This window comes from Massilia norwichensis, from assembly GCF_024753245.1.
In the GTDB taxonomy this organism is placed as follows: Bacteria; Pseudomonadota; Gammaproteobacteria; order Burkholderiales; family Burkholderiaceae_D; genus Telluria; species Telluria norwichensis.
In genome coordinates this window covers 17,068-35,741 of the sequence record NZ_JANUGX010000043.1, presented here as the reverse complement: position 1 = coordinate 35,741, position 18,674 = coordinate 17,068, and the positions used below count along the sequence as shown (strand labels likewise).

General features: G+C 66.7%; 18 protein-coding genes. 11 read left to right on the top strand and 7 right to left on the bottom strand.

What is annotated here, in order from left to right:
• Positions 1 to 398: 398 nt before the first annotated feature.
• Positions 399 to 1,562 carry a tyrosine-type recombinase/integrase gene (locus NX782_RS24965; protein WP_258848207.1) on the bottom strand — a complete coding sequence of 388 codons (1,164 nt, stop codon included), beginning with the start codon at positions 1,560 to 1,562 and terminating at the stop codon, positions 399 to 401.
• Between the two features lie 647 nt (positions 1,563 to 2,209).
• Here NX782_RS24965 and NX782_RS24960 point away from each other — a divergent pair.
• From NX782_RS24960 to NX782_RS24935, 6 genes are all read left to right on the top strand, one after another.
• Complete coding sequence (locus NX782_RS24960; protein ID WP_258848206.1) at positions 2,210 to 3,091, top strand: LysR family transcriptional regulator; 882 nt, start codon at positions 2,210 to 2,212, stop codon at positions 3,089 to 3,091.
• Between the two features lie 99 nt (positions 3,092 to 3,190).
• Positions 3,191 to 3,883, top strand: a complete 693-nt coding sequence (locus tag NX782_RS24955; RefSeq protein ID WP_258848205.1) for an RraA family protein — start codon at positions 3,191 to 3,193, stop codon at positions 3,881 to 3,883.
• Positions 3,880 to 4,500: an RraA family protein gene (locus NX782_RS24950; RefSeq protein ID WP_258848204.1), complete on the top strand. Its 621-nt coding sequence runs from the start codon at positions 3,880 to 3,882 to the stop codon at positions 4,498 to 4,500. Before NX782_RS24955 ends, NX782_RS24950 begins: the two co-directional genes overlap by 4 nt.
• 78 nt (positions 4,501 to 4,578) lie before the next feature.
• A complete protein-coding gene (locus NX782_RS24945) occupies positions 4,579 to 5,910 on the top strand; it encodes an MFS transporter (RefSeq protein WP_258848203.1) in 1,332 nt (443 codons plus the stop codon).
• A gap of 76 nt (positions 5,911 to 5,986) precedes the next feature.
• Entirely contained in the window at positions 5,987 to 6,385 is a 399-nt protein-coding gene (locus tag NX782_RS24940) for a hypothetical protein (protein WP_258848202.1), read from the top strand.
• Positions 6,386 to 6,502: 117 nt separating this feature from the next.
• On the top strand, positions 6,503 to 6,781 hold the full coding sequence (locus NX782_RS24935; RefSeq protein ID WP_258848201.1) for a hypothetical protein: 279 nt from the start codon (positions 6,503 to 6,505) through the stop codon (positions 6,779 to 6,781).
• 19 nt (positions 6,782 to 6,800) lie between these two features.
• On the opposite strand, the gene NX782_RS24930 is transcribed toward NX782_RS24935, so the two are convergent.
• Positions 6,801 to 9,308 carry a flavin-containing monooxygenase gene (locus NX782_RS24930; protein WP_258848200.1) on the bottom strand — a complete coding sequence of 836 codons (2,508 nt, stop codon included), beginning with the start codon at positions 9,306 to 9,308 and terminating at the stop codon, positions 6,801 to 6,803.
• A 153-nt stretch (positions 9,309 to 9,461) separates the two neighbouring features.
• On the opposite strand from NX782_RS24930, the gene NX782_RS24925 reads away from it, so the two are divergent.
• Positions 9,462 to 9,839, top strand: a complete 378-nt coding sequence (locus tag NX782_RS24925) for a hypothetical protein (protein WP_258848199.1) — start codon at positions 9,462 to 9,464, stop codon at positions 9,837 to 9,839.
• A 29-nt stretch (positions 9,840 to 9,868) separates the two neighbouring features.
• Here the strand turns inward: NX782_RS24925 and NX782_RS24920 are convergent, their stop codons facing one another.
• The 4 genes from NX782_RS24920 to NX782_RS24905 all read right to left on the bottom strand — a co-directional run bounded on the left by NX782_RS24920 (position 9,869) and on the right by NX782_RS24905 (position 12,822).
• Positions 9,869 to 10,213 carry a four-helix bundle copper-binding protein gene (locus tag NX782_RS24920; RefSeq protein WP_258848198.1) on the bottom strand — a complete coding sequence of 115 codons (345 nt, stop codon included), beginning with the start codon at positions 10,211 to 10,213 and terminating at the stop codon, positions 9,869 to 9,871.
• Positions 10,214 to 10,289: 76 nt separating this feature from the next.
• Entirely contained in the window at positions 10,290 to 11,600 is a 1,311-nt protein-coding gene (locus NX782_RS24915; RefSeq protein ID WP_258848197.1) for a Xaa-Pro dipeptidase, read from the bottom strand.
• Positions 11,597 to 12,229: a nicotinamide riboside transporter PnuC gene (gene pnuC, locus NX782_RS24910; protein WP_258848196.1), complete on the bottom strand. Its 633-nt coding sequence runs from the start codon at positions 12,227 to 12,229 to the stop codon at positions 11,597 to 11,599. Before pnuC ends, NX782_RS24915 begins: the two co-directional genes overlap by 4 nt.
• Before the next feature lie 92 nt (positions 12,230 to 12,321).
• Complete coding sequence (locus tag NX782_RS24905; protein ID WP_258848195.1) at positions 12,322 to 12,822, bottom strand: pyridoxamine 5'-phosphate oxidase family protein; 501 nt, start codon at positions 12,820 to 12,822, stop codon at positions 12,322 to 12,324.
• Positions 12,823 to 13,002: 180 nt separating this feature from the next.
• On the opposite strand from NX782_RS24905, the gene NX782_RS24900 reads away from it, so the two are divergent.
• Positions 13,003 to 14,274 carry a glycosyltransferase gene (locus tag NX782_RS24900; protein WP_258848194.1) on the top strand — a complete coding sequence of 424 codons (1,272 nt, stop codon included), beginning with the start codon at positions 13,003 to 13,005 and terminating at the stop codon, positions 14,272 to 14,274.
• Positions 14,274 to 15,446: a glycosyltransferase family 4 protein gene (locus tag NX782_RS24895; protein WP_258848193.1), complete on the top strand. Its 1,173-nt coding sequence runs from the start codon at positions 14,274 to 14,276 to the stop codon at positions 15,444 to 15,446. Before NX782_RS24900 ends, NX782_RS24895 begins: the two co-directional genes overlap by 1 nt.
• Before the next feature lie 13 nt (positions 15,447 to 15,459).
• On the opposite strand, the gene NX782_RS24890 is transcribed toward NX782_RS24895, so the two are convergent.
• On the bottom strand, positions 15,460 to 15,843 hold the full coding sequence (locus NX782_RS24890) for a hypothetical protein (protein WP_258848192.1): 384 nt from the start codon (positions 15,841 to 15,843) through the stop codon (positions 15,460 to 15,462).
• A gap of 140 nt (positions 15,844 to 15,983) precedes the next feature.
• On the opposite strand from NX782_RS24890, the gene nadB reads away from it, so the two are divergent.
• Both nadB and NX782_RS24880 read left to right on the top strand, forming a co-directional pair.
• Positions 15,984 to 17,612 (top strand): L-aspartate oxidase, encoded by a 1,629-nt coding sequence (gene nadB, locus NX782_RS24885; RefSeq protein ID WP_258848191.1) that lies wholly within the window; start codon positions 15,984 to 15,986, stop codon positions 17,610 to 17,612.
• A gap of 116 nt (positions 17,613 to 17,728) precedes the next feature.
• Complete coding sequence (locus tag NX782_RS24880; RefSeq protein ID WP_258848190.1) at positions 17,729 to 18,628, top strand: DMT family transporter; 900 nt, start codon at positions 17,729 to 17,731, stop codon at positions 18,626 to 18,628.
• Positions 18,629 to 18,674 lie beyond the last annotated feature (46 nt).

Genomic DNA, 18,674 nt, shown 5'->3' with positions numbered 1-18,674 from the left:
CCCAGCGCGTTATCCAGGGCGGAACTGCCTAGCAAGTTGTCTGCATGCTGGTACAAGCACTCGATGCAGCGAAGCTTCTTGATGTGAGTCGAGTCAGCTAACTGAGCAGTCGAGAGCGTCGACCATACTGTGGCCCAGTAACGCGGCATCCCAGTCGCGTCGACCAGGATCGGGCCTTGAAGGTCACGAGGGGCAAGAACGTCGGAGAGTTGAAAAAGCACTGACAGGAAGGCAGAAGTTGAGCAACAGACAATTGTACCATTTAGGCATCAGGTGTTGCGGTAACTATCGTTGCGCTAGCGAAAACACGCAACAGCACGTAAACTACCGTCTGTGCGCATAATCTATATTATGTCAAATGCGCTATCCATAAAGCCGCCCCCAAGGGGCAGCACAGCTCACAAAACGCGCTTCCCGTTCACCGAACGGATGATTTCGTCATGCCGCTCGTTGTCGGTCTTGTGCAGATAAGCCGCAGTGGTCGCGATGTTCTCGTGCCCCGCCGTGTCCTGCAGCGTCTTCAACTGCACCCCGTTGTTCGCGTGGTTGGTCAGCATGCTGTGGCGCAGCCAGTGCGCCGAGGCCTGGCGCAATGTCGCCGCCGTGTCCTGGTCGCCTTGCGCGTCGGCGGCGCGCGCGGCATCGGCGAACACCGCCTTGATCGCTTCGGCCGCCGCTTCGTCGGTGATGCGCGCCGGTTCGCGCGAACGGCTCGACAGCACCAGCGGCGTACGGTCCGTGCGGCTGGTCTGCGGCAGCAGTTCGAAGGCCTGGCGGTAGGATTGGAAGGCGTCGAGCATCTCCGGCGGCACCGGCAGGCGGCGCGGCTTGTTGCCTTTGCCGAGGACGTCCAGCCACCAGCGGCCGTTGCCTTCGGTGTAGATCGAGCCCATCGAGGCGCTGACGATCTCGTTCAGGCGGGCGCCGGTGTGCGCAAAGGCGATCAGCAGGAAGCGGTCGCGCGCGCGGCGCCTGAAAGCCGCCGGCGTGTCGGCCGGGCGGCTGGAAACGGTTTCCAGCGCGAGCGCGATCGCGCCCTGGGTCAGATAGCGCGTAATCCGGCTCGCTGACGGGGCTTTGACGTTGCGAACCAGCGCACCGGGATTACGGCGCAGATAGCCCGTTTGCTCGGCAAAGCCCATCAGGCCCTTGACGGCGATCATGGCCTGGCGCCGGCTCGGGTCCGACAGCGGCCCGGTGAACGGCCGGTAGCGCGGATCGTTGCGCGGCCACTTGGTCTTCGAGATCCATTCGGGCGGTGGATTCTTCAGGAATTCCTTGTAGTTGTTCAGGTCCGCGACGTTCAACTGAGAGAGCGTCTTTTTGGCTTCTTCGCGGCACCAGGTCAGGAAGCGGAACAGTTCCTTTTGCGAATTCTGGATCGATTTCGCGCTGAGTTCGCCGTGGGCGATGAACTCCCGGGCCAGTTCGATGTCGGTGGTGGCCTCAGTGATGGCATCCTCGGCGAGCCGATACATCTTGACGTGCATGCGGCCGCTGGGGCCGGTTGTGATCTCTTCCGGTGCGGACGGGCCCAGGTCGATTGGGGTAAAGTTCGGCATGATTCTGCGGCGCGGCTGAAAAGGGCTGTGTTTATGTACAGTATAACACTTTGGCACGACAAATATTGAACTCGACAATATATTTGGTAATGTCGAGTTAAAGGTTTCAGTTTGGGGGCCCCGACAAGCGGTAAACATTGCTCGCACCGCGACCATTTCCTTACAGGGCCAGCACGCAGTTCCACCCGTCGCAACTGACATGGCTTCCTGGCGTGGGCGGCGCTCGTCGCCGTCTCTGATGTCTTCGTGGTTCCGTTTAAGACAGGATTCGAGTCTCATCCAGGTACTCGACGCTTGTCGCCTAGGCAGCATAAATCGTCACGTTCTACGGACCCCGCCCTGCCAGTGCTGCCGCTGCTGGGCAAGTGTCCCATTGCGTTTGGCGCATCCGGTGGCGCAGCCTGCCCGCTGGCTGGGCCATGGCCGCACGCGTCCGCAGCTTACGCACCGGCGGCCGACCGCCCCTGCCGGATCCTGCCGCTTCCCTGACCCTGCCGCTTTTCGGCCTGCCGCAGCCAGGCTGAAGCCCATCGCAATCCCACCTTGACCGCCAGGCCCTACCCTCTTGCAGCATGTCGGCCTTATGCCGGACTGGTGCGCAAGTCCGGCAATTTGCTAAGCTCGCGGTTTTCCGGCCCGGTAGATACATGAACCTTCGTCACCTCCAATTCTTCGTGGTCCTCGCCGAGGAGCTGAACTTCAGCCGCGCCGCCGAGCGCCTGCACGTGGCGCAACCGGCGCTCAGCCAGCAGATTCGCCTGCTCGAGGACCGCCTCGGCACCCAGCTGATCGACCGCGGCAGCCGGCCGCTACGCCTGACCGAGGCCGGCACTTACCTGGCCACCGAGGCGCGCCACATCCTGGAGACCTTCGAGCATGCGGCACTCGGCACGCGCGAGATCGGGCTGGGCAAGCGCGGCTGGCTCGGGATCGGCTTCACCCGCTCGGCCGTGTACAGCGTGCTGCCGCCTGCGCTGAAAGCCTTCCACCGCGCCTACCCCGACGTCGAGTTGAAGCTGTTCGAAATGCTCACCGAGGAACAAGCGGATGCGCTGCGAGACCTGAGTATCCATGTCGGCATCGGGCGGCAGGTACAGGACGTGCCCGGGTTTGCAACGCAGCCCCTGCTGGGCGAGCCCCTGGTGGCGGTCCTGGCGGCAGACCATCCGCTGGCGGCGCGCGCCGACCTCGAGATCGACGATCTCGGCGGTGAGCCGCTGATCCTCTATCCGCGTCAGCCTGCCGCGTCGTTCCCGCGCTTTGTCGAGGGTCTGTACCGCGATGCCGGCCTGACGCCGGAGGTGGCGCACCGCGCCGACGAAATCCAGACCGCGATCGCCCTGGTGGCGGCCGGTCTTGGCGTGACCTATGTAGGCGCCTCGGTGGCCCGTCTCGGCCGCTCGGACGTGACTTACAAGCCGCTGCGCGGCGCGGCTGCGAAGCGGCTCAGCACCCTGTCCGCGACCTTCCGCAGCGATGACCAGTCAGCACACCTGGCCGCTTTCCTGGGCATGTTGAAGACACTATAAGAAAAACATTATAGAAGCATAACGAGCCGGTCTTGGACACGGCCGGTGCTGCGCTCCTACGATGCGATATCGCTATTTTTTTGCATCGCAGGAGCCTCCATGAAGCCCACAGAATTCCCCTCTCCCCTTGCCCATCGCGGCCCGGTGCCTATCCCGGAAGGCTACGCCTCGCTGTCCACCGCCGAACTCTCGGATGCCCTCGACCGTCTCGGCCTGCCCGGGAGCGCGCTCGGCATCGGCACGGTCGGCGCCGCGGTCCGCACCCTCGGCCGTGCGTTCACCGTGCGTTACGAACCGGTGGACCTGGTCCCGGGCACGGTCGGTGATTACATCGATGAGGTGCCGGCTGGCAGCGTCGTGGTGCTCGACAACAATGGCCGCGTCGACTGTACCGTCTGGGGCGGCATCCTGACCGAAGTCGCCTCCCGCATGGGCCTGGCCGGCACTGTGGTGAACGGCGTCTGCCGGGACGCCGATGCGGCGGCCCAGTTCAACTACCCGATCTTCAGCCGTGGGCGCTTCATGCGCACCGGCAAGGACCGGGTGCAGGTCGCGGAGGTGGGCGGTGCGGTCTCCCTGGGGGATGTGCGGGTGCGCCCGGGCGATATCGTGCTGGGCGATGCCGACGGCGTGGTCGTGGTGCCGCATGAACGCGAGGACGAAGTGCTGGCCATCGCGCTGCGCACCCGCGAATCCGAGCTGCGCATTATCGAAGGCTTCCGTGCCGGCAAGCGCTTGAAGGACGCGCGCACGGAATTCGGCTACCACACACTGCAGCGGGTGCAGAAATGATGACGCCGCAGGAACTCGAACGCGCGCGCCGGCTCGGTGCCGCGACGCTGCACGAAGCCTTCGACCGCCGGGGCGACTTGCCGGCGGCGGTCCGCCCCTTCGGCCGCGCGCGCGTGGCGGGCCCAGCCTTGACCGTGTCTACGCTGCCAGGGAACAACCTCATGATCCACCGCGCCCTCGCTAGCGCACGTCCGGGCGAAGTCCTGGTCGTGGCGCTGACCGAGACCGACGCGGACGCCCATGCATTCGGGTATTGGGGCGACATCCTCACCACGGCCGCGATCGAACGTGGCGTGGCCGGACTGGTCATCGATGGCTGCGTGCGCGACATCGAAGCCATCGAGGCGCTCGGGTTTCCGGTGTTCTGCCGCGGCACGGCAATCCGCGGCACCGCCAAGGCGCCGGTGGGCCAGCTGGGCGGCCCGGTGCGCATCGGCCGCATCGACATTGCCCCCGGCGACCTGGTGGTGGGCGACGCCGACGGCGTGGTCGCGATCCCGGCGTCCGCCGTCCGCGACGTGCTGGCGCAAGCCGAGGCGCGCGAGGCCAAGGAACGCGGCATCGTCGACGAGTTGAAGAAGGGTCGCAACACGATGGACATCTACGGCTTCCGCTGACGGACAGCCGCACAGCAATCCCGGCCGACAAGCACGCGGCATGCACCGCGCGCGAGGCAACATAATCTGGAGACCAGCATGACGACAACACACGAAACCTCGACGATGAAAAAGGCGTACCGCCGCCTGGTGCCCTTCCTTTTCATCCTTCTCATCGTGAACTACCTGGACCGCGTCAACGTCGGCTTTGCCGCGCTCACGATGAACAAGGAGCTCGGCCTGAGCGCGACCGCCTTCGGACTCGGCGCCGGCGTGTTCTTCGTCGCCTATGCGCTGTTCGAAGTGCCGGCCAACGCCATGCTGTCGCGGATCGGCGCCCGTCTGTGGATCGGTATCATCATGATCGCCTGGGGCCTGGCTTCGTGCGGCATGGCCTTCATCCACGGCGAAACCTCGTTCTACGTCCTGCGTTTTATCGTCGGCGCCGCCGAAGCCGGCTTCATGCCGGGCGTGATCGCCTATCTCGCGACGTGGTTCCCGGTGCGCTACCGTGCCCGCGCGAATGCCGGCGTGGTCGTCGCGACGGCCCTGGCCTCCGCGATCGGCTCGCCATTGTCGGGCTTCCTGCTGAAGTGGACCGACGGCGTGATGGGCATGTCCGGCTGGCGCTGGATGTTCATCTACGAGGCGATTCCGGCCGTGCTGCTGGGCTTCGTGGTGTTCTGGTGGCTCACCGACAGCCCGCGCCAGGCCGCCTGGCTCGACGCCGGCGAACGCGACTGGCTGGTCAAGGAACTCGACGCCGAACGCCGCCAGCTTGCCGCCACCGAAAGCATGACGCTGCGCCAGGTGCTCGCCCTGCCGCGGGTATGGACGCTGTCCGCGCTGTTTTCCTGTTTCCTGTCGGCGCTGTACGGCGTGCTGCTCTGGGCCCCGCAGATCGTCAAGAGCCTGGGCGCCCTGAACGACATCGAAGTCGGCCTGCTCGGCTCCCTGCCGTTCTGCTGCGCAGCCATCGCCATGGTCATGATCGCGCGCCGTTCCGATCGGGTGAACGAGCGGCGCCTGCACGTCGCCGCCGCCATGGGCGTTGGCGGCATCGCGCTGCTGCTGAGCGCTTACGCGCCGAACCCCTACCTGGCTTTCGTGCTGCTGTGCGTCGCCGCGGCCGGGATCTGGGGCAGTCTGGGCGTGTTCTGGAGCATGACCAGCACCTTCCTGGCCGGCCCCAGCGCGGCGCTCGGCATTGCGGTGATCAATACCCTGGCCCAGGTCGGCGGCTTCGTCGGCCCGACCTCGGTCGGCTTCATCAAGGACCACACCGGGAACTTCAGCCTGGCATTGGCAGTGCTGGCGGGCTTCGCGCTGCTGGCGTCCCTGATTGCCTGGCTGCTCGACGACTCGGGCCAACGCAATGTGGTGACCCAGATCGCCCCGGGCGCCAAGGCCGCGGGGAAGGCTGGCGCATGAAGCGCCAGGGAACGGCGCCGGTTTGCGAATCCGGCGCCGTTCCGGCATGATCGCCTTTTGAATGGATGTGACGCACATGGTGGACGACAAGCTGGACTTCATTGAACTAAGGGAACTGGCCCTGGACTCGGCGCGCGTGGCCCGCGCGTGTGGGTGCGGAATCGACCGCTACACCGAATGGACCCGTATTCCTGTCGATTTTCCGCAAGCGCAAATGCGCACGGCCGGCACATTAAGTGAAGACCCATACAGCGAGCCGACCTTCGCCGAGTACCATCCTCAAGGCACGAGCTACTGGTCTGCCGGCGCGCCGATCGCGCCGCGTTATTACCCATACAATCGCTGCACGGTTCAACAGTGCAGCGTCTGCGGACGCGCCTGCCTTACCTACGTCGAGGCAGGCGGTTACTATGTCGAGCCGCGTATTCGCGCGCTGGATCCCGCCTTGCTGGTCGATGCGCCAGAGCCTGACTGATTCGGGCCGCCTGGTCCGGAACGGGTTCGGGTAAACATCGCCGCCGCGAACCGTGTTGGCGCTCTCCGTTGACGTACAGGACAATACCTTTACGCGAACGGACAAACAGGAGCGCCCATGAACATCACCGTCAACAACACCACCCCGGACACCACCCGCATCACCCTGGTCGGCGAACTGCAGGACGGCAGCTTCAAGGCCAAGGTCATGGCTGAAACCGACGTCCCCTACACGCCCTATTGGGAACAGCAGGTCGAGCAGCGCATGATCTACATCCAGCCCGATCCCGAGCAGCTCCAGGCGATCGTCAAGGCCCTGAATGAGCGCCGGCTGACGCTCGACCAGCTGCAAGACTTCGGCAGCGCGGGCGGCGGCACTTCCGAGATTCCGGTCTGAGTCGCGGACGCAAAGCGGCCTAGGACGCGGCGGGCACGGGTACTTCCTCACGCCCGGCGTGGCGTGCGGTGACGTGCGCGTCCCCTTCCCCGCCATCCGCGATCCGTTCCCGCGCGAACTCGCCCACCGTCTGGATCGCCGAGCGCGCGCTGGCCAGTTGCGCCGCCTGCAGCTGGAACACATGCCAGCGCTGCTCGTGGATCTCGAGCCGGCACGGGACCCCGCAGGCGACGGCATGCGCGGCCAGCTGCTCCGCATCGGTCAACAGGATTTCATCGGTGCCGGCCTGGATCAGCAGCGGCGGCAGCCCCGCCAGATCGGCCTTCAGCGGCGCGTGCTCGAACGCATCCGGCGGACAGGCATAGACGGCCAGCGATTGGCGGATCCAGGCGGCGCGCAGCATCGGATCCTGCGCCGCGCGCGTCTCGATATCCGGATGCGCAAGTCGCAGATCCGCCATCGGCGACAGCAGCGCCGCCCCGGCCGACAATTGCCTCTGGCCGGCCTTCAGGCGCAGCAGCAGCGCCATCGCCAGCGAAGCGCCGGCCGAATCGCCGGCAATCACGATCCGGTCCGCGCGCAGCCCACTGGCCAGCAGCGCCTCGTAACAGGCGAGCGCATCGTCCAGCGCCGCAGGGTATGGATGTTCGGGTACCAGCCGGTAGTCAGGCGTCCACACCGGCATGCCGGCAGCACGCGCCAGCCGCGACGTCAGGCCGCGGTGGCTCCAGGGCGAGCCGAGACAGAAAGCGCCGCCGTGCAAATATAGGATTGCAGCCGGTGCGGTCGCGACCTCCGTGACCGCAGGCAGCGCCAGCTCGGCAGGTACACCGCCCAGTATGCGCCGTTCGCGCCGCACCTTGCGCGCGGCCGGCATCAGCCATCCCAGCAGGTCGACGACCCGGCGCTGTGCCCGCAGGCTCAGTGGCGGGCCGACCAGTGGCCGGAACACCGCCCGCAGCAGCAGGCGGTTCTGGGCTGCCAACATCCGCTCCAGGGTCGACGGCGGCGCCGGCACCCGCGTTTCATGCGGCGCCCTGCCTGGACGGGTGAACTGGTAGGCGCCCAGCGACGCGTGTTTCGCGAGCCAGCGGTAAGTCAGGGTAAAGCCCGGCCAGTTGACGGTATTTCTCCCCTGCTCGTCCAGATACCAGCTATGGCAGCCGATCCAGGCGCTTTTTGCCAGCCGCGCCTGGATATGCGCATTGAAGGCCCGGTGCGGCGCCGCCTGGACTTCGATGCGGGTGGCGTTCGAACCGGCGTCGGTGCGGCGCAGCGCACGCAGGCAGCGCAGCACGTGCGCAAACTGGCTCTCGAGCATGTAGACGATGGAATTGTGGCCAAGGTTGGTGTTCGGTCCGTACAGCATGAAGAAGTTCGGGAAACCCGGCACGCTCATGCCCAGGTAGCTCGATGCGCCGGCCGCCCATGCCGCATTCAGGTCGAGGCCGTCGCGGCCGGTGACGCGCATCGGCGCCAGGAAGCGCGTCGCAGCGAAACCGGTGCCGTAGACGATGACGTCGGCTTCATGCAGGCGCCCATCCGTGGTCTGGATGCCGTCCGGGGTGACGCGGGCGATGCCCTCCGTGACCAGCTCGACGTTGGGACGGCTGAAGGTGGCCAGGTAGTCGCTCGACAGCAGGATGCGCTTGCAGCCGATCGGGTAATCCGGCGTAAGCTTCGCGCGCAGCGCCGGATCGGCCACCTGCCGCGCCAGCATGCGCCGGAACGGGATCCCGGCCGCGATCTTCAGCAGCCCTTTCAGGCGCGTGAACGCCAGTGCGCGCGATTCGTACTGTGTATAGATCATGGCGCGATGCAGGCGCATGGTCCAGGGCATGGTCCGGAACAGCGTCCTGCGCCAGGCCGGATAGGCTTTGTCCGGGCGCGGGATGATCCAGGACGGCGAACGCTGGAACACGCTCAAGCGGCCCGCCTTCGCTGCGATCGTCGGCACGAACTGAATGGCCGAGGCGCCGGTGCCGATCACCGCGACGCGCTTGCCGGCCAGGTCCACGCCATGGTCCCAGCGCGCCGAATGGAAGGCCGGGCCGCGGAAGCTGTCGAGACCTTCGATCCGGGGCAGCGCGGGATTGCTCAGCTGCCCGGTGGCCGTGATCAGGATGCGGGAAGCGAATTCGGCGCCGTCGCACAGGCGCACGCGCCACAGGCCGGCAGCGTCGTCGTATGCCGCCTCGGCGACTTCCGCGTTACAGCGCAGGTAGCGGGCCAGTTCGTGCTTCCCGGCGCAGCGGCGCAGGTAGGCATGGATCTCGTCCTGGCTGGCGAAATGGCGCGACCAGTCCGGGTTCGGCTCGAAGGAAAACGAGTACAGGTGGGACGGTACGTCGCAGGCGGCGCCCGGATAGGTGTTGTCGCGCCAGACGCCGCCGACCTCGTTGCTACGCTCCAGGATGCGAAAGTCGTCGATGCCCGCGCGCTTCAGCATGACCGCCATGCCGATGCCGCCGAAACCGCCGCCCACGATCAGGACCTCGTGATATTGCGCTGCCAGGGGTGCTGTCACGTCTCCTCCCAATGCGGATTGCCGCTTATTATTGACAACATGCTACCGGGAGTAATGCATTTGCGCCAGCCTCCTACAGTCTGCCGCTGCCTGCACCGACAGCCCGGTGACGGCAGGACGGCGATAATCGCTCATCATGCCAAGGGAGGTAACATGAACGCGAACCAGACCAATAGCGCAGATTCGGCCACGCTGGGCATCGGCGGCGCCACCAGCGGCGAAGCCGGCTCGACCCCCACCCACGAAACCATGGCCGAAACCGGTGGCAGCGGCGGCGAGGCGCTGACCAAGCCGCGCGACGAGGAAGCGGCCGCATCCGGGGACACGAACAAGGTCCAGGGCGACAAACTGCAGCACGCGGTGGATACCGCCGCCGGGCCCGAAGGCGCCGGCACCGCGGCCACCGCGATCGGACGCGGCGCCCAGGACACGCGCAGTCAGCAAGCCGGCATCAGCCCGACGGGGCTCGGCACGCCAGAGACCGGCGGCAACCAGTCGGAAGACGACCTGGCGCCGCCCCGCCAGCCTTGAACCGCGCGGCCTGATTCAGGCGCCCTGACTCAGGCGGCGCTGTCCATCGCCAGGCAGGCATCCGCGCAGCGGCGGCAGGCTTGCGCGCAAGCCTGGCAGTGGTCCATCTGGTGCTTGCCGCATTCGTCGGCACAGGCCGTGCAAACAGCCGCACACAGCCGGCATACCTGGGCGGCAAACTCGCTGCCGCGCGCCATGCAGGCGGCGGCCATCCTGCACAGTGCGGCGCAGTCCATGTCGAGCGCAATACAGCGCGCCATCATCTTGACGTTGTCTTCCTGCAGGCAGGCGGTCGAGCAGTTGTCGCAGGCTGCCGCGCAGGCGTAACAGGCCTCGATGCAGGCCTGGTATTCGGGGTGCTGAAAATCGGACATCGCTTCCTCCATCGGTGTGTGGCCTTTTAGCCTAGCACGCGACGGAGAAAGGATTCGTACGAATGGATGTACAGGTTCAGGGGCGCTGCTGCGCGCCCTTCACTACCGCGCCGCCCTTCATCACGAAGTTCACGCGCGTGAGCTCGGCCGGGTCCTTGAGCGGGTCGCCGGCAACCGCGATCAGGTCCGCATACTTGCCCGGCTGGACCGAGCCGATGCGGTCCTTCCAGCCCAGCAGGTCGGCGGCGTTGATGGTTGCGGCCTGGATCGCCTGCATCGGCGTCATGCCGTACTGGACCATGTAGCGGAACTGGCGCGCATTGTCGCCGTGCGGGTAGACGCCGGCATCGGTGCCGAAGGCCATCTTGACGCCGCCCTTGAAGGCCTTGCGGAAGTTGTCGCGCTGGAGCTGGCCGAGGGCGCGTTCCTTGTCCAGCGACTCCTGCAGCATGCCGGCCTTGGCGCCTTCCTGCAGGATGTAGTCATCGTTATAGATGTCCATGACAAAATAGGTGCCCTTCTCGCGCGCCAGGCGGATGCCTTCGTCGTCGACCAGGCTCGCGTGCTCGACCGAATCGACGCCGGCCAGGATCGCATCGCGGATGCTGCTGGCGCCGTGGGCGTGCGCCGCCACGCGCCGGCCCAGCTTGTGCGCTTCCTCGACGATGGCTTTCATCTCTTCCAGGGTGTACTGCTGGGCGCCCGGCTCGTCGCCCTTCGACAGCACGCCGCCCGAGGCGCAGATCTTGATGGTGTCGGCGCCGTACTTGGCCATCTCGCGCACCTTGGCACGGGCCGCCCAGGGACCATCGGCGACGCCCAGTTCCTGCGCATGGAACTCGTAGGGCAGCAGGTTGTTGTCGCAGTGCCCGCCCTGGATGCCCAGCGGATAGCCGGATACGCGCATGCGCGGCCCCGGCAGTTCGCCTTCATTGATGGCGTCACGCAGCGCCACATCGCCGAAGCCGCTGGCGCCGACGTTGCGCACGGTCGTGAAGCCGGCCTCCAGGGTCAGGCGGGCCGCATGCGCGCCATACAGCGCAGCGCGGATATCGGCCGTGCCCAACGTTTCGTACCCGTGGTGCGCGGCATTGCCGGTCAGGTGCGTATGGGCGTCGATCAGCCCCGGCAGCACGGTCGCGCCGGACAGGTCGACCAGCTCCGCGCCAGCCGGCACATTCACACTGGCGCTCGGGCCGACCGCGGTAATGCGCTCGCCGGCGATCAGGATGGTCTGGTTTTCCAGCACCTTGCCTGCGACCACATCGACGAGTTTGCCGGCACGGACGGCCACCACGCGTTCGTTCGGGGCCGCGTGCACGGAGGCGGCGGTGGATGCCAAGGCGCCGAGGACGGCCAGCGCGGCCGCGATTGCTTTCACTTTCATGGACGGATGTTCTCCAGGGATGGCTGCGGCGCGGCCAGCTTGTGCCAGTTGCGCCAGGAAACGAGGGCGTTGATCCAGAAGCCCGCATACAGGATGGCGGTCAGGTGCAGTCCGCGGCTGAAATACAGCGGCGTGGCGATCGTGTTCACGAGCAGCCAGAAGCCCCAGTTCTCGACGCGGCGCTGCATCATCAGGAGCTGGCCGATGACGCTGAAAACCAGCACCGCGGAATCGATGAAGGGTGCGTAGGCGTTGGTGAAATGGTGGAGCATGGCGCCATAGGCCGCGGTGGCACCGAACCCGAGCGGGACGATCCACAACAGGCTGGCGGCGCCGGCGTGGGTGACCGGCAGCGGCGCGCCCTCCTGGCCGCGCAGCCATTTCCACCAGCCGATCAGGCCGGTGACGATGAAGAAGACCTGCAGCGCCACATCGGCATACAGCCGGTTCTGCGCGAACAGCAGGCCGAACAGCGCCGTACCGACGACCCCGGTCCACCAGGTGTGGACGTTGTTGCGGCCGGCCAGCACGATGGCGGCGGCAGTAAAGGCGTTCGCCGCCAATTCGAGCGGCGCGGTCGCGGCCAGCGCCGCGTAGACGTCCCCCAGCGCTTCCAGCGGACCGTTCATCGGCCCAGCCCTGCCTGCTCCATTGCCGCTCCTTCGGAAAGAAGCGTGTACTGTACGTCAGCAGGCAGGTTTATTGCAAGAGAGGAAGGTCCTCAGTCGAGGCGAATGGTCTTGTGTTCGCTGTCGAGGTCCGGCTTGTCGCCGGTGATCGCGGCCTTGGCCATCGCGAAGATGCGGACCATCTTGCTGTCGTTCGAGTCCCAGTACTCGGCCGAGTGCGGATCGACGCGGATCAGCACCACGTGCTCGTCCTCGGGACCGGCCGGGAACCAGGCCTGCACGCCGGCGTTCCACATCGCGCGGATGCGCTCGCGGTCGACCACCCGCTCGGCGGTGCCGCTGACCGATACATAGAGGCTGTTGTCCTGGTCGGCGAAGCCGAGATTGACCTGCGGGCGGTGGGCGATGCAATCCCACAGCGGCGTCAGGGTCGAGGTATAGAACCAGATGCCGCCTTCGTCGTCGACCTGCTGTTGCGTCATCGGCTGGCTGAGCAGGTGCCCGTGCGGGTCCTGCCAGGTGAACATCGGAAAGCGTACCTGCTTGATTTTCTCGGCCAGTTTGGCCACTTCTGCGGCGTGATGCGTCGTCATGGATCGGTCCTCATGGTGAACAGTTCTTTCGCATGGTAGCGACCGCGGAAAAGCCAGTCGGTGCGGCGCCGAACCATCGAAGCACAGCTTTTTTGAGGCCTATCAACCGTGACCGAAAGCGCAAAAAACACGGGTTTGGCCGGCAATATAATCACGGTTTAGCGCCGGAGTTTATAGCGAATGAACCCCATCCACCGCCATGCACAGTCGCTACCGGACGTCGCCGGCATGGTGCCGCCACATCGGGCGGCTGCGGACGATGCGGGGCTGGCCGACGTGGTCCCGACCGCTGCGGCAACGCGTGCCCAGCTGATCGTGCACCTGGTCGAATCGCTGGCCAGCGCCAATAGCGAGAGCGGCCTGCTGAACCTGATCCGCCATCTCCCCGCCGAGCGCTATCGTCATGCCGTCGTCTGCCTGCGCGACCAGGGCGATTACGAAGCCGGATTGCGCGAGCAAGGCGTCGAGATCCTCAACCTGCACCAGCAGGATGGGAGCCTGGCGCATTACCTGCGCCTGTACCGCGTACTGCGCAGCCTGCGCCCCAGCCTGATCGAGACCCGCAACCGTGCGGGGCTGCCGGCCCAACTGGTCGCGGCACTGGCCGGTGTGCGGCTGCGCGTGCACGGCGAGTACGGGCGCGAACTCGCCCGGCACGGGCGCGCGAGCCTGGGCGAACGCGCGCTGCTGCGGTTGCTGGGGCCACTGGTCGACCATTTCATCGTGGTCAGCAGCGACCTTCAGCGCTGGCTGGTCGATGCGGTCGGGGCCGATCCCGCACGCGTCACGCAAATTGCCAACGCCGTCGACAGCGTACAGTTCCACCCGCGCCTCGGTCCTGCGGCGGCGGTGGGGCCGCCCGGCTTCATGCATGACGGCGCCTTCGTCATCGGCAGCATCGGCCGCATGGACGACAGCGCCGGCCAGATCCAGCTGGTCGACGCCTTCCTGCGCCTGATCGCCTCGCCACACTCTGCCCACCAGCGCCTGCGCCTGATGCTGATCGGCGACGGTCCCGCGCGCGCCGAGTGCCAGGCGATGCTCAACCGCGCCGGCGCCGGCGCCCGTGCCTGGCTGCCCGGCACGCGTGGGGACACCGCCCAGCTGCTGCGCGCGATGGACCTGTTCGTCCTGCCCTCCTTGCATGAAGACCGCGCCAACCTCATCCTCGAGGCGATGGCGAGCGGCCTGCCGGTCGTGGCCACGGCCGTCGGCGGCAATACGGAGCTCGTGCATGCGGGTTTTACCGGCATCCTCGTACCGCCGATGTCGGTGGAGCTGCTCGCGGCGGCCGTTTCCGACTACTGCCGCATTCCAGAAATGGCCGCCCGGCACGGCGCCCGCGCGCGCAGCCAGGTGATCGCCAAACACAGCATGCCGGCCATGGCGCGCGACTACCTGGCCGTCTACGATGCGCTGACCGGTGCGGAGACGCTTGCGCGTACGGCCTGATGCGTGTCCTGCACCTGCTCGACCACTCTGCGCCGCGGCGCAGCGACTACAGCCGCCGTACGCAAGCCTTGCTGCAAAGCCTGCGCGGCCAGGGCGTACATACCGTGCACCTGACCGGCACCGCGCACACTGGCGGTGAGGCCCGGGGCGAAGGCTGGCATTTCTACCGGACGTCGCCGCCACCGGGGAGCGTTCCGCTGCTCGGGACCATCGAGCCCGGCTCGCGCCTTGGCGCGGCGATGTCGACCGCGGCTTTGGCCCTGCGTCTGCGGCAGGTGGCCAAGCTCACCCGGCCCGACCTGATCCACGTCCATCTGCCCAGCGCCAACGCCGTCGCCGCCTGGCCGGTGGCGCGCCTGGCGCGGATTCCGCTGGTGGTGGAAGCGGAGCGGCGCGCCCAGCTGTCCGCAGGCTACCCGTTCGCGCGGGCAGAGCGCTGGGCACTGGGCGCCGCGAACGCCATCGCCACCGGCACCGCCCAGGTGCGGGCAGCCCTGCGTGCCGAGGGGATGCAGGGACGGACGATCGCCGTGATTCCAGCGGCACCGGACCTGACGCCCGGTCGGCTGCACAGCGCCAGGATGCCGGAACTCGAAGGCGCGCCGCTGCTTGCCTATGCCGGCGGGCTGGCGCAGGACGACGGCCTGGAACTGCTGCTGGCGGCGCTGGCGCAACTGCGCCGCCAGTATCCGGCGCTGCGGCTGCTGGTTGCCGGCGGCGGCGAGGACGAGGCGCGCTTCGACAGCCGGCTGGCCCATCCTTCGCTGCGTGGCCATGTGGTGTTTTCCGGCGCGCTGTCCTACCGGCGCGCCGCCGACCTGCTGCCGCGTGCCGACATCGCCGTGTTCCCGGCGCTGGGCCGCAAGCCTTGTTTCGAGCCGTCCCGGCACCTGCTGAACGCGCTGGCACAGGGCTGCGCGGTGATCGCCTCCGACCTCGCTTGCCACCGCGAACTACTGGTGCACGGGCACAGCGGCATCCTGTTCGAGGCCGGCAAGCGTGCGGCGCTGGTGAAGGCGATCGGGGAACTGCTTGCACAGCCCTGGCGTATCGATGCCTTGGGAACGGCCGCAAGGGAATTCATGGCAACGCGCCGCAGCTGGGAGCTGACGGCGGTCCGCTATCGTCGGGTGTACGAAAAGGTCTTGAGAAATCGTGACGCGTCACGTTAAAGTCGACGCCGTATCACAGCGGCGCATACATCTCCGGGTGCGACAGGCAATGCGCTTCGAAGGCTTTCGCAATGGTGTCATCGACGGGGATCACGGCCTGATACGCATTGTCGAATTCGCCCTCGCGTTCGTCGGACGCGTCCATGTCTTCATCTTCGTCGAGGGGCGAGGCGATCAGGTCGGCGATGGCACAGAAGCCGTAGAAGCGGTAGCCATCTTGTGCTGCAGTCAACTGTTCCGGTGAAAAATAGCCGAGCGCATGCAGGACGCCTGCGCTCATCGCCTCGTTGTGAAACAGGAGCAGCGCCCGCAGGGCCTTGTCGCCCTCGCGCTCCCCAGCACTGGCTTCACCCAGAGTGCGGTTCCAGATCTTGCTGCTGACTTCCTGTGAGTCCATTTCGCTTCTCCTTCCGTGGACACATCATAACGCCAATGGACACCATGCCCTTCCAACAATCCCGCGCCAAATCGTCTATAGTGATGCCTCTTTACAAAAACACAGGGGCCTCGAGTCCATAGCGGGCGCTCCACACGACCATGAAATTCGATGTTGTTATCGTCGGCAGCGGCCTGGCCGGTCTCTCCGTCGCCCTGCACCTGGCGCAAACCCGCAAGGTCGCCATCATCTCCAAACGCGAACTCCTCGACGGCGCCAGCAACTGGGCGCAGGGCGGGATCGCCGCCGTCCTCGATTCCGGCGACAGCCATGACCAGCACATCGCCGACACCCTGGTCGCCGGCGCCGGCCTGTGCGACGAGGCCGCCACCCGCTTCATCGTCGAGCATGGCCGCGAAGCCATCGAGTGGCTGATCGAGCAAGGCGTGCCCTTTACCCGCGACGAGAGCGCGGAACTCGGCTTCCACCTGACCCGTGAAGGCGGGCACAGCCAGCGCCGCATCATCCACGCCGCCGACGCCACCGGCCACGCGGTCCAGGTGACGCTGGAACAAAAGGTGCGCGCGCACCCGAACATCTCGCTGTTCGAGCACCATTGCGCGATCGACGTCATCACCTCCGACAAGCTGACCCCGACCGGCGTGCACAGCGGCGCGCCGAGCCTGGTGGGCCAGCCGCGCTGCTACGGCCTCTATGTGCAGGATGAGCAGAGCGGCAAGGTGCTGACCTTCGAAGCCGAACACACCGTGCTGGCCACCGGCGGCGCGGGCAAGGTCTACCTGTACACGACCAATCCGGACACCGCGACCGGCGACGGCATCGCCATGGCCTGGCGCGCCGGCTGCCGCGTGTCGAACATGGAATTCATCCAGTTCCACCCGACCTGCCTCTACCACCCGTATGCGAAATCCTTCCTGATCAGCGAAGCGGTGCGAGGCGAAGGCGGCCTCCTGAAGCTGCCGCCAGAAGCCGGTGCGGCGGGCGGCACGCGCTTCATGCCGGCCCACGACGAGCGCGGCGAACTGGCGCCGCGCGACGTGGTGGCACGCGCGATCGACTTCGAGATGAAAAAGCGCGGCCTGGACTACGTGCACCTGGACATCTCGCACCAGAGCCCGGAATTCATCAAGGAACATTTCCCGACCATTTACGCGCGTTGCCTGGAACTGGGCATCGACATCACCCAGCAGCCGATCCCGGTGGTGCCAGCCGTGCACTTCACCTGCGGCGGCGTGGTGACCGACCTGGCCGGCCGCACCGATATTCCGGGCCTGTACGCGGTCGGCGAGACCGCCTATACCGGCCTGCATGGCGCCAACCGCCTGGCCAGCAATTCGCTGCTGGAGTGCCTGGTGGTCGGCCGCGCCTGCGCGCACCAGATCGCCGCCGCCCCCGGTGTCGACCTGCCGGCGCTGCCGGCCTGGGACGAGAGCCGCGTCACCAACGCCGACGAAGAGGTGGTCATCGCCCACAACTGGGACGAATTGCGCCGCTTCATGTGGAATTACGTCGGGATCGTGCGTACCACCAAGCGCCTGGAGCGGGCCCAGCACCGCATCAAGCTGCTCAAGGAAGAGATCGACGAGTACTACCGCAATTTCCGCGTGACGAACGATTTGCTGGAACTGCGCAACCTGGTCGAGGTGGCGGAGCTGATCGTACGCAGCGCCTTGTCGCGCCGCGAAAGCCGCGGGCTGCATTATTCGCGCGATTACCCGGATACGCTGCCGAAGGCTTTGCCGAGCGTTTTGACTCCCCGTCGCCGTTAGCGTCATCCCCGCGCAGGCGGGGATCCAAGCTTGCGCAGTCCATCGTAGGCAACGCCGCCAGTTCGCGGCCAAACTTGGGTTCCCGCCTGCGCGGGAACGACGTATCTCGACTCCCGATGAACCAGAAACTTTCCCCTTCCACCACTCTCCTGCTGACGGTCCCGCCCCTGCTGTGGGCGGGCAACGCCATCGTCGGCCGTCTGGTGCGCGAGGCGGTGCCGCCGATGACGCTGAATCTGCTGCGCTGGGCGATCGCGCTGCTGATCCTGTTGCCGCTGGCGCGTGCCATGTTCCGCAAAGGCAGCGGCGCCTTGATCAACTGGCGCCGCTACGCGCTGCTGGGCCTGGTCGGCATCGGGATGTACAACTCGCTGCAATACCTTGCGCTGCAGAGCTCGACGCCGATCAACGTGACCCTGGTGGCCAGCGGCATGCCGGTCTGGATGATGCTGGTTGGGCGCCTGTTCTTCAACGCACCGGTGCGGCGCCGGCAGGTGGCGGGGGCGGCGCTGTCGATCATCGGCGTGCTGGTGGTGCTGTGCCGCGGCGACGTCCACCAGCTGCTCGGCCTGCGCCTGGTGGCCGGCGACCTGACCATGATCCTGGCGACCATCGCCTGGTCCTTCTACAGCTGGATGCTGCTGCAGCCGAAGGACGAGCCCGCCTTGCGCGGCGATTGGGCGGCCTTCCTGGCAACCCAGGTGGCCTACGGACTGCTGTGGTCGGGCCTGTTCAGCGGCATCGAGTGGGCGGTGGGCGCACCGGCTATCGCCTGGAGCGGCAAGCTGGCTGTAGCCTTGCTGTTCGTCGCGGCGGGTCCTGCCGTGCTGGCCTATGCGCTGTGGGGCGCCGGCGTACGCCGTGCGGGGCCAGGCATCGGCGCCTTCTTCGTCAACCTGACGCCGCTGTTTGCGGCGCTGTTGTCGTCCGCCTTCCTGGGCGAATTGCCGCATGCCTACCATGCGCTGGCCTTTGCGCTGATCGTCGGCGGCATCGTGGTATCCAGCCGGCGCTGAGGTCCGGCTCGGCTCATTGCGCTGCCAGCCTCCTGCGCGACCATCC